Genomic DNA, 13,674 nt, shown 5'->3' with positions numbered 1-13,674 from the left:
CGGGAGGAAATTCGGATGAAGCAGCTCGGCTTCGAAACGCGTGCGGTCCACTCCGGCCGTGAGGATCTGTCCTCTCTGGGCGTCCATGCGCCGCCGATCGATCTCTCCACGACCTATCCCGTGGGCAGCCTCGGGGGCATCGGCGAGTGCTTCGACGCCCTCGCCCAGGGCGGTCCCCTGCGCGACAACCCCATCTACGCCCGGCTGCACAACCCCACCGTGGTCCGTTTCGAGAAGGCCCTCGCCGCGCTGGAGGGCGCCGAGGAGGCGGTGGCCTTCGGTTCGGGCATGGCCGCGCTGACGGCGGTGCTGCTCGCGGCGCGCCAGGGCGGCACGCACGTGGTGGCCTGCCGTCCCGTCTACGGTGGCACGGACCACCTGCTGGACAGCGGCCTGCTGGGGCTGGAGGTCACCTGGACGCATCCCCATCACGTCGCCCAGGCCCTGCGTCCGGACACGGCGCTCGTCGTCATCGAGACCCCGGCCAACCCCACGCTGGCGCTCATCGACATCGCGCGGGTGGTGGCCCAGGCCGGTAACGTCCCGGTGCTGGTGGACTCCACCTTCGCCACGCCCGTCCTCCAGAACCCGCTCGCGCACGGCGCCGCCATGGTGCTGCACAGCGCGACCAAGTTCCTCGGCGGGCACGGTGACGTCATGGGCGGCGTGGTGGCCACGAACGCGGCCTGGGCGGCGCGGCTGCGCCAGGTGCGCATCGCCACCGGCGGTGTGCTCCACCCCGAGGCGGGCTACATGCTGCACCGGGGCCTCGCGACGCTCCCCGTCCGCGTCCGGGAGGCGCAGCGGGGGGCCACGTTCCTCGCGGAGCGTCTGGCCTCGCATCCCGCCGTGTCCCGCACCTGGTACCCGGGGCTCGCCGGGGGCGATCCCGAGGGGCTCATCGGCCGGCAGATGCGGGGACCCGGTTGTCTCATCTCCTTCGAACTGGCCGGAGGAGGGCGCGCGGCGGCCCGGGTGATGGAGCGGCTGGAGCTGCTCACCCCCGCGGTGAGTCTCGGCTCCGTGGACACCCTCATCCAGCACCCCGCGAGCCTCACGCATCGCGTGGTGGACGCGCGGGCCCGCGAGTCCAGCGGCATCTCCGAGGGAATGCTCCGCGTCAGCGTGGGCCTGGAGAACCCCGAGGACCTCTGGGCCGATCTCCAGCGTGCCCTCGATGCCTCCAGGTCGCTCGAGCGCCTGGTGGGGTAGGGAGCGGAAAACAAAAAAAGGCTCAGCCTCACGAAGAGGCTGAGCCGTGTTACTGCGGGTTCAGACGCGAGAGCGCGTCAGACCGGGCGAACGTTCTGCGCCTGGAGGCCCTTGGGGCCACGGGCGACGTCGAACTCAACCCGCTGGCCTTCCTGCAGGCTGCGGAAGCCCTCGGTCTGGATCGCAGTGTGGTGGCAGAAGAGGTCCTCGCCCCCGCCGTCCTGCGTGATGAAACCGAAGCCCTTCGCGTCGTTGAACCACTTCACGGTACCGATTGCCATTACTCTACTCGTCTTCTTTCTTGTCCGGCTTCATGAGTTCAGCCGGATGCCGATCCCAACGGGAGTGCGGCCATTGCCGTGTGACACATTTCCTGGCGGATGCCTAGGGGGGGCCCTCTGAAAAGAGCCCCCATGTCCGCGGGTTGACGATCCAACCCCTGGATCCAGGCCCCCATTCCGCGGGGAAAAGGGTGCTGCCCGAGTGGAGAAGCCGTTTTTTGGGTGACCTTTCCAGGCCTTGGGCGGATTCGAACCGCTCTCGCTTTACAGGCGATTACCAGTGCGTGTTCGGCATCTCCGGCCGGGCAGCTGCCATCAGGGACGAAAGGGCCCGGATATTCCTGACAAAGGGTCCGCTCGCCCTCATGCTCGGAGCGTCGGCATCCGGTCCACGTTGGCCCGCTGGGGGAGGGGAACGAACAGGCTCTTCACCGCGTAGGCGAGCAGCGGCAGCGCCATCCCCGGCTTCAGCATCGCCTCCATCCCGTCGCGCATGTGCAGCACCCTCAGGAACCGGTGGTAGGCCGCCGCGTCCACCGAGGTCTGTTCGATCAGCCGGCAGAAGAACCATTGCAGCGCCCCGAGGCCCGGCGACCGCTCCCCCGTGGCCTGCGGGTAGTGCTTGTCCATGGTGGAGGTCATGAACCAGGGGACGAAGACGATCCCCGGCACCCTCTGGCGGAACCGGTCCGCCAGCCCGCGCAGCTCTCCCGGCGCGCGCCGCTCCTGCTCGGAGAGGCACTCCCCCAGCAGCTTCGCCTCCAGGGTGGCGATCGTCATCCCCTGTCCGAAGATCGGGTTGTAGGCGCATACCGCGTCGCCCGTGACGATGAACCGCTCGGGAAAGCGCGGCAGCCGCTCGTAGTGCAGCCACCGGCTCGTCGGAATCTTGTGCGTGACGGGGGCCGTCAGCGGCTCGGCGTCCTGGAGGTAGTCGTAGAGGCCCGGCCTCGGCAGCGAGCGGGCGAACTCCAGGAACCCCGCCTCATCCGCGGGCGGGTGGTCTCCGAAGTACCCGTTCACGCTGACGATCCACCGATCGTTCTCCACGCTCGAGATGAGCCCCGCCCGCCATCCCTCCGGCGAGCGCGGGTACTGCACCAGCAGCTTCCACTCGTCCCGGAAGCCCTTTGGCCGCTTGTAGAGCCGGCTCGCGTAGGCCAGATCGATGCCGACCTTCTCCTCCTCCGGCTTGCCGTAGCCCAGCTCCTCCAGCCACCTCGGGGCTCGCGTGCCCCGGCCGCTCGCGTCCACCACCAGGTCCGCTTCCAGCGTCTCCTCGCCGCCCGGCCCCTTCACCTTCACGCCGGTGACGCACCCCCTCGCCGCGTCCGTGAGCAGCTCCTCGACGGTGACGCGCTCCCGGAACTCCACGTTCGGCAGGGCCTTCACCCGCTGGAAGACGTTCCACTCCAGGAAGGGACGGGTGCACAGCACCATCTCGATGCCGCTGTCGGCTCGTGCCTTCCACACCCCGAAGTGCTGCCAGACGGCATCCCTGCACGGGTCGACGACCTTGATGCCCTCCTCCCGCTGCAGCTCCCGGATGAGGCCGGGGAAGAGTCCGTCCAGTACGCGCTTGCCAGCTTCCAGCAGGACGTGGAGGTGCCGCCCCTGCGGAACGCCCTTGCGCGGCTCCGGGCCCTCGGGCCGCTCATCCCGGTCGAGCACCGTCACCTTCTCGAAGTGGTCCGCCAGCACCCGGGCGTTCACCAGACCCGCCATGCTGCCGCCGATGACCACGGCATGCCTGTACCTGCGTGCACTGCTGTTCATGATGAACTCCCCCGCGTCGGAGTGTGGACGCGTCCCCAGGACCGCACGCTCCCGGTGGGGAACGCAAGGTGGCGAGGGGCTCACACCGGCTCCAACTCCAGCCGCTACCCGGGGTAGAGCAGCGAGGTGACGTCCCGGTACGTGCCCTGACACGAGGCGACATCGCTCGCCAGGTAGTGGGCCACCCGGCCGGGCGCCAGCGCGACGATGGCCGACGAGCGCGTCCCATACCCCGGCGTGTGGATGCACAGCGCCTGGTACTGGCGGATGCGCTCGTGGATCTCCGGGATGGCCTCCTCCTCGGGGAGGACCGCCGGTGCCCGCTCTGGCAGCACGTGGTCCGCCAGCATCGCCTGGAGCGCCCGGACGGACTCCGGCCAGGGCTTCCTCGCCGCCGCCTCCGCGAGCTTCCGCGCCCGCGCCACCTTCGGCAGGGCCGGGCTGTCGAGCACGTCGTTGGGCAGCACGTGGACACCCGGCGGCACGTCCTCCGGGGTCAGCCGCTCCGCGTCCGGGCGGGCATAGGCCACCCGGAGCACCTCGGTGTTGCCGTAGAGGAGGTTGAAGGGGTTGTACTCCCCGGGGTGCAGCCCCGCGAGGTAGCGCTCGACCCCCTCCACGCTGCCGGCTTGTAGCGCGCGCAGGACCACCTCGCCCCGGGAGCGAGGGGCCTTCGTCAGGTTCGCGGAACCCCGCTGGTTCGTCAGTCCCACGAAGAGTCCACCGTCCGTCACTCCCATCCACGTTCCCTGGCGTTCCAGGTCACGTCCTCCGACGACCCGGGGGGAGGTGGCCAGCACCTGGGGACCGACGGCTGGCCGGGCGAGGATCTCGTCTCGATTGGCGGCCAGGACGAGCGGCCACTCGGGGTGGACGTGGCGGAGGATGACGAGGGTGCACATCGTGTGGGGTCGATAACAGCTCCGGGGCCCCCATGCACCTGTCGCCTTCCTTCGTTTCTTCTCGATGACCGGAGCCCTCCGAGCGGCTAATGTCCGCCGCCCCTCAGGAGAACCCATGGCGGAGAGAATCCTCGTCACCAGCGCGCTGCCGTATGCCAACGGCCCCATCCACATCGGCCATGCCGTCGAGTACGTCCAGACCGACATCTACGTGCGGTTCCTGCGCTCCTGCGGCAAGGACGTCGTCTACTTCTGCGCCGACGACACCCACGGCACTCCCATCGAGATCAACGCCGCGAAGCAGGGGCTCAAGCCCGAGGAGTTCGTCGCCCGCTGGTACGACTCGCACCAGGCGGACTTCCGCGAGCTCGGCATCAGCGTCGACTACTTCCACTCGACCAACTCGCCCGAGAACAAGCACTACGCCGAGTACATCTACGGCAAGCTGAAGGAGCACGGGGACATCGAGAAGCGCGACATCGAGCAGGCCTACTGCGAGAAGGACAAGCGCTTCCTCCCGGACCGCTTCATCAAGGGCACCTGTCCCAACTGCAAGGCGCCGGACCAGTACGGTGACGCCTGCGAGAAGTGCGGCAAGGCCTACAGCCCCACGGACCTGATCGAGCCCCGGTGCGCCCTGTGCAGCACGCCGCCGGTGCGCCGCAAGTCCTCGCACCTCTTCTTCAAGCTGTCGCGCCACGCGGACTTCCTCCAGGAGACGCTGCGCAAGCCCGGCTTCCTCCACCCCGGTCTCGCCACCCAGTTGCAGGGCTTCTTCGAGTCCGGTCTGGCGGACTGGGACATCAGCCGCGATGGTCCGTACTTCGGCTTCGCCATCCCGGGTGAGACGGACAAGTACTTCTACGTCTGGCTGGATGCGCCCATCGGGTACATCGCCACCACGGAGAAGTGGGCGACGACGACGGGCAAGGCGAAGAGCGCCCTGGATTTCTGGGCCGAGGACAGCGACGCCCGCGTCATCCACTTCATCGGCAAGGACATCGTCTACTTCCACGCGCTCTTCTGGCCCGCCGTGCTCAAGGTGGCCGGCCTCAAGCGGCCCGAGAGCGTGAAGGTGCACGGCCACCTCACGGTGAACGGCGAGAAGATGTCCAAGAGCCGCGGCACGCTCATCGCCGTGCGCTCCTACCTGAATCACCTGGACCCGAGCTACCTGCGCTACTTCTACGCGGCCACGCTCGGCCCCGGGGTCGAGGACCTCGACCTGAGCCTCAAGGACTTCCGCCTCCGGGTGAACGGCGAGCTGGTGAACAACATCGGCAACCTGGCCAACCGCAGCCTGTCCATGCTCGCGGGCGCGGCGCTGGAGAAGCGGCTCGCTCCCGCCTCGAAGGAGGGTCCCGGCAAGGCGCTCGTGGAGGCCGCGCTGGCCCGTGTCCCCGAGGTCCGCGAGGCCTTCGAGAAGCTCGAGTTCCGCAATGCCATCCGCATCATCACGGAGATCTCCCAGTCCGCGAACGGCTTCCTCCAGACCGCGGCGCCCTGGGCCAAGGTGAAGACCGATGCCGAGGCCGCTCGCGCCGACCTGAGCGACGCCGCCGAGGTGGCCTACCTGCTGGGCGCGCTGCTCACGCCGGTCATCCCCCGGGTGACGGAGAAGCTCTTCGCGCAGCTCAACGCGCCGCCCCTCACCTTCGAGGCGCTCGCCACCGCGCGCTACCCGCTGCTCGACCGCAGCCGGCCCGTGGGCAACCCCGAGCCGCTCCTGCCCCGCCTGGAGGAGGAGCGCGTCAACGCCATCGTCGAACAGGCGCCCACCGCCGCCGAGCCGGCCAAGGAAACCAAGGAGGCCAAGAAGGAGGGCAAGGGCGCCAAGGCCGAGAAGAAGGCCGCCGAGCCCAAGCCCGCCGAGGGGGCCGCCGCCGCGGAGGCGAAGCCCGCCGAGGGCGCGCCGGGGGAGATCGACATCACCGACTTCACCAAGGTGGCGCTCCGGGTGGGTCAGGTGCTCGCCGCCGAGCGCGTGCCCAAGGCGGACAAGCTGCTCAAACTCACCGTGGACGTCGGTGAGGCGCAGCCGCGCACCATCTGCGCCGGCATCGCCGAGCACTACGCGCCGGAGCAGGTGGTGGGGCGCAAGGTGGTGGTGGTGGCCAACCTCAAGCCGCGCATGCTGCGGGGAATCGAATCGCGCGGGATGCTCCTGGCCGCCAAGGCCGAGGGCAAGGGCCTGTCGCTGGTGGATCCGGGGGACCTGCCTCCCGGCTCCGGGGTGGCGTGAGCGTGACGGACTGGCGCGCTGAACGAGACCGGGCCCTCCTCGCCCTCGAGAACGGGAGGCACCCGGGTGTCCGCGCCGAGGCGGCGGAGCTCCTCTTCCACCTCGCCGCGGAGGACGCCTCGCGCGCGCCCGAGTTCTCCTCGGTGCTCTCGCAACTGCTCTCCGACAAGCAGGTGGCCGTGCGCCGCACCGCCGTGGGCCTGGCCACCGTGGTGCTCTCCGCCGACGAGCTGCCCCGTTTCCTCGCCACGCGGCTCGCCGACGAGGAGAGTCTGGTGCGCCTGGAGGCCGCGGGCCGGCTGGCGGACATCGCCCGGCCCGAGTACCGGGGGACGCTGGCCCAGGCCCTCGAGGACCCCGTCTTCGAGGTCCGCTTCGAGGCCGCTCGCGGCATGGCCGCCCTCAAGCATCCCTCGGGCCTGGATGTGCTCATCCAGGCGCTCGACGAGGACCTGCTCCGCTTCCGCGCGCTCGGGGCGCTCGCCGAGCTGGGGGACACGCGCGCGCTGCCCGCCGTCCAGCGCCTGTTCCACCGGTGGATGTTGCCCGCTTTCGACCGGACGCAGGCCGCTGGCGTGCTCGCGAAGCTGGGAGACGCCGAGGGGGCCACCTGGCTCCTGGAGCGCAGCCGGCGGCGGCGGTGGAGCTGGGCCCAGGACCGGGCCCTCGCCGTGGAGTTGTGTGGCGAGGTGAAGGCCCCGGGTGCGCTGGAGCGCCTGCACACCATCATCTCCGACCCGAAGGATGACTGCCGGGGAGCCGCCGCGCGCGGCCTGGGGCGCCTGGGAGACCCGAAGGCCCTGCCGTGGCTGCTCGCCCTGCTCGACGAGCCCGGAGTCCCCGAGGACTTCCGGCTCGATGCCGCCGAGGGCCTCTGGGTGCTCGGCGTCCCCGAGGGCCGCGACCGCGTCCGGGCGGTGCTGCCCTCGTTCTCCCAGGAGGCCCGTGCCGAGCTCACCGAGCTCATCGAGGAGATGTCATGAGGCTCGTTGATTCCCACTGCCACTTCGACCGTGCCGACTCCGCGCATGTGACGGCCGCGCTGGATCGCGCCCGTGCCGCCGGGCTGGTGCATGCCGTCATCGTCGGCCAGTTCCAGGGCCCGGGTGACTGGGGCATCGCCCTGGATGTCGCCGCCGCGCACCCGGGCTTCCTCACGCCCACGCTCGGCATCCATCCGCACGAGGCGGCCCGGGCCACCGAGGCGGATATCGAGCACCTGGAGCGCACCTGTGCCCGCCCGGAGATCCACGCCGTGGGCGAGGCGGGGCTCGACTACTACTACGACCACTCGCCCCGGGAGATTCAGGCCCGGGTGTTCCGGATGCAGTGCGCGCTGGCGAAGCGCCTGGACAAGCCGCTGGTGGTGCACGTGCGCGAGTCGACGCGGGGACAGGACGCGCACCTCGATTGCGAGGCCATCCTGAAGGAGGAGGGCGTCCGCCGGGGTGTCATCCACTGCTTCACCGGGGACACGGACGCGGCCCGGCGCTACCTGGATCTGGGCTTCCTGCTGTCCCTGTCCGGTGTCGTCACCTACAAGAAGACCGAGGCGCTCCAGGACGCCGTGCGCTTCGCGCCGCTGGACCGGCTGATGGTGGAGACGGACAGCCCGTACCTGGCGCCGGTGCCCTACCGAGGCAAGAAGAACGAGCCCTCGTACGTCGTCGAGACGGCGAAGAAGATCGCCGAGCTCAAGGGCGTGTCCCTCGACCAGGCTGCCGAGGTGACGACGGCCAACGCGGCGGCGCTGTTCGGCTTCTCCGTCTGAGACGGCGTCAGCCCTGGCTGGCCGAGGGCACCGAGGGCGTGGAGATGGACGGCCTGCGCATCGCGGCCTGCTGGGCGAGCACCATCAGATCCTTGTCCAGCTGCGGCACGTCCAGCAGCAGCGAGTCCGGGTCGTAGCGGAAGTCGGCCTGCAGCAAGCCCAGCAGGGTCTGCAAGGCCTGCTCGCCGTTCTGTCCCGCGATGGTGGCGAAGACGACGCGCCCCTGCTCCAGGTGCAGGAAGCCCTCGTGCGCGTGGTACTTGAGGTACAGCCGTCCGGACTTCTTCCCCGAGCCGAGCAGCTTCAGCAGCTCCGGTGCGGGCATCTCGTCCAGGCTGCCGCGCACCATGCGCGCCGGACCGTTGTGCTGGATGCGCTCGTCGTAGAGCGTGCGGACCGTCTTCGCCGCAGCGTCCGGCTCCGCGGGAGGCACCACCGCCGTGGCTCCGCCCATCATCAGCCGCTCGCGCGTGCCCGGGTCCGGGTCTCCGAGCACCACCACCGGCAGGCCCGCGTTCTCGGGCGAGACGCGCACCGCCTGCAGCAGTCCCAGCACCTCCTCCAGCCCGAACTTCAGCCCCACCACCAGCACGTCGCAGTCCTGGTTCACCAGCGCGTCATACGCCCCGTCCAGGGACGACAGCGAGTCCACCACCAGTCCCAGCCGGTGCACCGAGTCCAGCAGGTCCGTCCGCGTGCCCTCCTCGGGCTCCACGATGAGCACCTGTCGCCCGTCGTTCGCGATGCGGTGGCGCAGCAGCTCGCCGCTCTGCACCTGCATGACGATGTCCGCCACCACCGGGTCGTACAGCTTGCCCGAGTTGTCCCGCAGGTGCTCCAGCGCCTGCTCCTTGGTCAGCGCCTTCCCGTACGCATTGGTGGGGTTCTTCGTCAGCTCCAGGAAGCTGTCCACCGCCGCCAGGATGCGCGCGCCGAGGGTGATGTCGTCGCCCTTGGCCCCCTGCGGGACTCCCGAGCCGTCATAGGCCTCGTAGAGCTGCGCGAGCATGGTGTTGGCCTGCACCGGCAGGTTCACCGTCTCGAAGAGCTTGGAGGGGAGCCGGCAGAAGCGCTTGGCCTCGGCCATCCACTCCGGGTTCACCGCGTTGTTGGCCAGGCAGAAGTGGTGCTCGGCTGGCTTGCCCAGGTCGTGCAGGTAGCCCGCGATGGTCAACGCCATCACGTCCCTGGGCGGCATTCCCAGGCGCCGGCCCACCACCGCCGCCTGCCGCGCCAGCTGCGCCGAGTGTCCCCGGTGGTGCTTGCGATCCCGCTCCAGCATCGTCACCAGGATGTTCAGCGTCTCGATGTAGTCCTTGTCAGACACCGCCCCGCGAGAGGTCAGCGGGGTCTCTCCGCGAGCGGTGTTGTGCCGCACCTGCGTACCCTGGCGGCCCAGCCGCGCCCGGGCGTCCGTCTCCAGGCGGAGCTGGAGGCTGGTCTTCGGGTTCGTCCCCGAGGTGTTCTCGTAGGCGTTGGCCATGGCGGACACGTCCGCTCGCAGCTGCTGGGAGCCCGCCTCCAGCGAGGCGAAGGCCGTGGGGTCGCCGTAGTAGTGCTTGCGGATGGCGGCGGCGATGGTGCTGCGCAGGCCCACGTATGCGTAGACCTCGGACATGCCCGTCACCAGGGCGATCTCGTCCATCAACTTCTTGTTCTGCGGCTCGGCGGCCACCACCGACAAGAGCTTGCGCTCCGGATCGATGGCCAGCGGAAGCACGTTCTGCGCCTCCGCCAGCCGCACCGGCACCTTGTCCAGCACCTCCGTCGGAATCTTCGCCTTCGACAGCTTCTCCGCGGAGACGAAGCGCGTCTGGAACTCGGCCGCCAGGAAGCGCAGCAGCGCCGCTTCCTGGAGCAGGCCGATCTCCACCAGACAGTCCCCCAGCCGGTGGCCGGTGATCTTCTGGTGCTCCAATGCCTTCGCGATGGACTCGGTGGTGACCAGCCCCGCTTCGACGAGGCGCTCGCCCAGCTTCTTCGCCATGTCAGCCTTCCGTGTCCGAGCCCTCCTCGGGTCTGGCGGCGGGCTCCGACTTCGTTGCCGTCAGCACACTGAAGGGCTTGAACGTCAGCTCCTTGGGAACGTTCACCGGGTCGCGAGGCGGCTTGGGCTCGCGTGGCTCACGCTGCTCGCGCGGCTCACGCTGCTCGCGGGCCTCACGCTGCTCGCGAGGCGGCCTGGGCTCGCGAGGCGGCCTGTCCGCCCGCTCGGGACGCTCCGGCCTCTCGGGACGCTGGGCCTGCTGGCCGTCGCCCGCGGGGGCGCCCGTCTTCTCCGGCCGCTCCTTGGGCTTCTTCTCCTTGTCCTTCTTGCGGCGCGTCTCCACCGGCGCTCGGCCGCGCTGCGTGGGCGCCGGGCCCTTCCACAGCTGGCGGTCGTAGAGGCGCAGGTTCTCCGTCCACCGCTCGTTGGGGTCGCGCTGCATCGCCTCGACCCAGGAGGCGATTCGCGAGTCCAGCGAGTCCAGCGCGTGGACGATGTGCGCCTCGAGAGTCATCGGCAGCTTGGGCGAGCCGTACTCCAGGCGCCCATGGTGCGCGAGGACGAGGTGGGTGAGGTGCTGCTCGAGCAGCGGGGGGAAGTTGGGGATGGCGAGCGACTTCTCGCGAATCTTCTGCGCCGTCATGACGAGATGGCCCACCAGCTTGCCCTCGTCGGTGTAGTCGAAGCCCTTCTCCGGGGAGATCTCCGCGACCTTCATCACGTCGTGGAGCAGGGCGCCGGCGAGCAGCAAGTCGCGGTCCGCCATGGGGTAGTGGTCCGCCACGCGGAGCGTCAGCCGCATCACGGAGAGCAGGTGGTCGGCCAGTCCGCCGCGGTAGGCGTGGTGGACGCCCTTGGCGGCCGGGGCGTTGGGCAGGCCCGCGGCGATCTGCGGATCGTCCAGGAAGGCGAGCAGCAGGGCCTTCACGTTCGGATCGTTCACGCGTTCGGTGACGATCTCCCGGATCTGCCCGACGGCGCGGGCGCCGCCGTGGCCTTCCTTGCCCTCGCGGGGCGCGGCCTGCTCCTCGCGGACCTCACGGGGCTCGCGGGCGGGAGCGGCGGCCTTGGGCGCGGGCTGCTCCTCGCGCGCGGCAGGCGTGGGGGGGGCGGCCGGGGGCTCGAACTCCTTGGGATCGAGCGGCTCGGGGTCCAGTCTCTCGAGCGACTCGATGACCACCTGCGACTTGCCGTGGAAACCAATGACATTGCCACGGACGAGCACGTAGTCACCGATGTTGAACGCCGGTTCGATCGTCTCGACCTTGTCGAAGACGCGGGCGTCGATCTCTCCGCTCTTGTCCACGAGGACCACGGAGAGGAACACCTTGCCGCTGCGCGCGGTGACGCGGTCCTTCTTCGTGACGCGGAAGACGGTATTGACCTGGTCCTTCTCCCGGAGGTCCTTCGCATAGACCTTGCGCACCATCTCCTCGGGTGCGCCGGCGGGGGAGGCGTTGGGGGAATTGTCGGCCTGATTGTCGGTCGTCATCTCGGCGGGCGACACTAGCACCACCCGGGCGGTTAGGATGGGATTCATGTCCCTCCTTCCCGCTCTGCCCCTGCTCGTCCTGCTGGCTGGCGCCGGTGAACCGGCCTGGCAACAGGTGACCCGTGATGACGGCATCACCGTGCTGGCCCGTACCCCCGAGGGGGGCTCGGTGGCCGAGGTGAAGGCCACCGCCCTGGTGGATGCCCCGCCCCAGGACGTGTGGCGGGTCATCCGTGACTACCCGAACTACAAGAAGACGATGCCCTACACCGAGGAGAGCCGCGTGCTGTCCTCGGAGCAGGACGGGAAGGTCATCGTGTTCCATTGCCTGGTGAACGCGCCGCTGGTGGACAAGCGCGACTTCATCATCCGGATCGTCGACGAGTCGGACTGGAAGGACGGCAAGGGCTTCCTGAAGACGACGTGGACGCTGGCCACGGAGGGGCTGCCCCCCGAGCGCGAGGGGGTGGTACGTGTGAAACTCAACAAAGGCTACTGGTTGCTGGAGCCACGCGAGGAGGGGAAGAAGACCTTCGTCACGTACTACCTCTACACGGACCCGGGAGGCTCGCTGCCCCGGTGGATCGCCGACCGGGCGAACAAGACGTCCGTGCCGGACGTGCTCCGGGCCGTGCGCAAGTACGCCACGAAGAAGTAGTGGCTCAGCTCACCTCGAGAGCGATGCCCGACAGGTAGTCCGTGCCGGGGAAGCCCACCAGGGTGGGGTGGTCCGGCGGCAGGCCGAGCCGGGCGAAGCGGAAGCCCACGCGCCCCTCGAATTCGCACGCCGCGGCCACCAGCTCATCGAAGCTGCCGGTGGCCAGGGGCGGGTGGTAGCCGACGAGGAGGAGATAGCCGCCGTGGCGGGTGGCGTGCAGGCCCAGGCGCACCTGCTCGATGAAGGTCTCGGAGGAAGAGGCTTCCGGGGTGTCCAGCAGCACCAGGTCGAAGGTGTCGTGCAGGCCGCGCAGCACGGAGAGCGCGTCGCCGCGTTGCACCTGGAGCCGGCCCAGCAGCCCGTTGGCCTCGCCGTTCTCCCGGGCGAGGTCCGCCGTGTCCGCGTCGGCGTCGAAGGCGAGGATGGAGCGGGCACCATGGCGGCCCGCGTGGACGAAGAGTCCTCCCACGTGGCAGCTCGGATCCAGCACCCGGGCGCCCTGGGACAGGCGGGAGATGAAGCGGCGCAGCTCGCGCTGGTCGTACGGGTAGCCCACGCCCGGGCCATAGGTGAGGTCCACCGTGAAGCGGGCCCCCATCTCCAGCACGCGGCTCCAGCGCGGCGGGTTGCCGTACAGGGCATGGGGCCGCTGCACGGGCAGGCCGAGCTGCCGACGCCGGGCGGTGTCGTTGCGCAGCAGTACGGACTCGGCCCCGCCCACCTCCACGAGGGCGCGGGTGATTTCCGGGAGGCGCGCGTCCATGGCCCGCGTGAGCGTCTGGACGACGAGGTGCGTGTCGTAGCGGTCCACGATGAGGCCGGGGAGGGCGTCGCCGTCGTCATTGATGGTGCGGCAGAAGCGCGGGTCATCCACCATGCGCGCGCGGCGCTCGAAGGCGTGGCGCACGTGGCGGGGGATGAGGCCCTCCGCGGATTCTTCGGGCAGCCCCAGCCGGCGCACCGCGTAGGAGGACTCGAGGTCCACGTCCGCCAGACCCAGCACGTGTCCGTCCTCGTCCCGGAGCTGCACGGCCTCTCCCACGGAGGGAGTGCCTTCCATCGAGACGATGTCCTCCCGGCGGACCCAGGGCGCCCCGTGCTTCAGCCTTCGCGCCGCCTCGCGGGAAAGGTAGGTGTTGAGCAAGGCCATCCTCCCCTGTGCGTGGGCCGAGTCTCCGGCCACGCGCCGTGTGCTTCCTTGGAGGGGAACATGCGGTCGGTGGGGGCCGGGTGCGGGGAGGGGGAGGATGCTCCGTCGGAGGGCAGGGGAGCGGGGGAGGGAAGACCCTCACCCCAGCCCTCTCCCAGGGGGAGAGGGGGCATGCACGGTGAGGAACCAGGTTGGACCCTCTC

The 13,674-nt window shown here is 69.9% G+C and carries 11 protein-coding genes; 5 read left to right on the top strand and 6 right to left on the bottom strand.

The features are described 5' to 3' along the window. Window positions 1–15 precede the first annotated feature (15 nt). On the top strand, window positions 16–1,212 hold the full coding sequence (locus JRI60_RS33725) for a trans-sulfuration enzyme family protein (protein WP_204220034.1): 1,197 nt from the start codon (window positions 16–18) through the stop codon (window positions 1,210–1,212). 77 nt (window positions 1,213–1,289) lie between these two features. Here the strand turns inward: JRI60_RS33725 and JRI60_RS33720 are convergent, their stop codons facing one another. From JRI60_RS33720 to JRI60_RS33710, 3 genes are all read right to left on the bottom strand, one after another. Then, window positions 1,290–1,493 (bottom strand): cold-shock protein, encoded by a 204-nt coding sequence (locus JRI60_RS33720; RefSeq protein WP_204220033.1) that lies wholly within the window; start codon window positions 1,491–1,493, stop codon window positions 1,290–1,292. A gap of 363 nt (window positions 1,494–1,856) precedes the next feature. Continuing rightward, window positions 1,857–3,269, bottom strand: coding sequence for an FAD-dependent oxidoreductase (locus tag JRI60_RS33715; protein WP_204220032.1), 1,413 nt, complete (start codon window positions 3,267–3,269; stop codon window positions 1,857–1,859). 104 nt (window positions 3,270–3,373) lie between these two features. Further along, window positions 3,374–4,171 (bottom strand): NRDE family protein, encoded by a 798-nt coding sequence (locus tag JRI60_RS33710; RefSeq protein ID WP_204220031.1) that lies wholly within the window; start codon window positions 4,169–4,171, stop codon window positions 3,374–3,376. 115 nt (window positions 4,172–4,286) lie between these two features. On the opposite strand from JRI60_RS33710, the gene metG reads away from it, so the two are divergent. Genes metG through JRI60_RS33695 form a run of 3 tightly spaced genes read left to right on the top strand, consistent with a single transcriptional unit; the run spans window position 4,287 to window position 8,184 of the window. Beyond that, window positions 4,287–6,413: a methionine--tRNA ligase gene (gene metG, locus JRI60_RS33705; RefSeq protein ID WP_204220030.1), complete on the top strand. Its 2,127-nt coding sequence runs from the start codon at window positions 4,287–4,289 to the stop codon at window positions 6,411–6,413. A gap of 2 nt (window positions 6,414–6,415) precedes the next feature. Then, complete coding sequence (locus JRI60_RS33700) at window positions 6,416–7,396, top strand: HEAT repeat domain-containing protein (RefSeq protein WP_204220029.1); 981 nt, start codon at window positions 6,416–6,418, stop codon at window positions 7,394–7,396. After that, entirely contained in the window at window positions 7,393–8,184 is a 792-nt protein-coding gene (locus JRI60_RS33695; protein WP_204220028.1) for a TatD family hydrolase, read from the top strand. The genes JRI60_RS33700 and JRI60_RS33695 overlap by 4 nt, the downstream gene beginning before the upstream one ends. A 7-nt stretch (window positions 8,185–8,191) precedes the next feature. On the opposite strand, the gene JRI60_RS33690 is transcribed toward JRI60_RS33695, so the two are convergent. Together JRI60_RS33690 and JRI60_RS33685 are read right to left on the bottom strand one after the other, a co-directional pair. Beyond that, entirely contained in the window at window positions 8,192–10,171 is a 1,980-nt protein-coding gene (locus JRI60_RS33690; protein ID WP_204220027.1) for an HD domain-containing phosphohydrolase, read from the bottom strand. A 1-nt stretch (window position 10,172) separates the two neighbouring features. Further along, complete coding sequence (locus tag JRI60_RS33685; protein WP_204229205.1) at window positions 10,173–11,663, bottom strand: 3'-5' exoribonuclease YhaM family protein; 1,491 nt, start codon at window positions 11,661–11,663, stop codon at window positions 10,173–10,175. Window positions 11,664–11,709: 46 nt separating this feature from the next. On the opposite strand from JRI60_RS33685, the gene JRI60_RS33680 reads away from it, so the two are divergent. After that, window positions 11,710–12,321 (top strand): START domain-containing protein, encoded by a 612-nt coding sequence (locus JRI60_RS33680; RefSeq protein ID WP_204220026.1) that lies wholly within the window; start codon window positions 11,710–11,712, stop codon window positions 12,319–12,321. 4 nt (window positions 12,322–12,325) lie between these two features. Here the strand turns inward: JRI60_RS33680 and JRI60_RS33675 are convergent, their stop codons facing one another. Next, a complete protein-coding gene (locus JRI60_RS33675) occupies window positions 12,326–13,465 on the bottom strand; it encodes a class I SAM-dependent rRNA methyltransferase (protein ID WP_204220025.1) in 1,140 nt (379 codons plus the stop codon). Window positions 13,466–13,674 lie beyond the last annotated feature (209 nt).

This window comes from Archangium violaceum (genome assembly GCF_016887565.1).
Taxonomy (GTDB): Bacteria; Myxococcota; Myxococcia; order Myxococcales; family Myxococcaceae; genus Archangium; species Archangium violaceum_B.
This window is presented reverse-complemented; position numbering and strand designations above follow the sequence as displayed.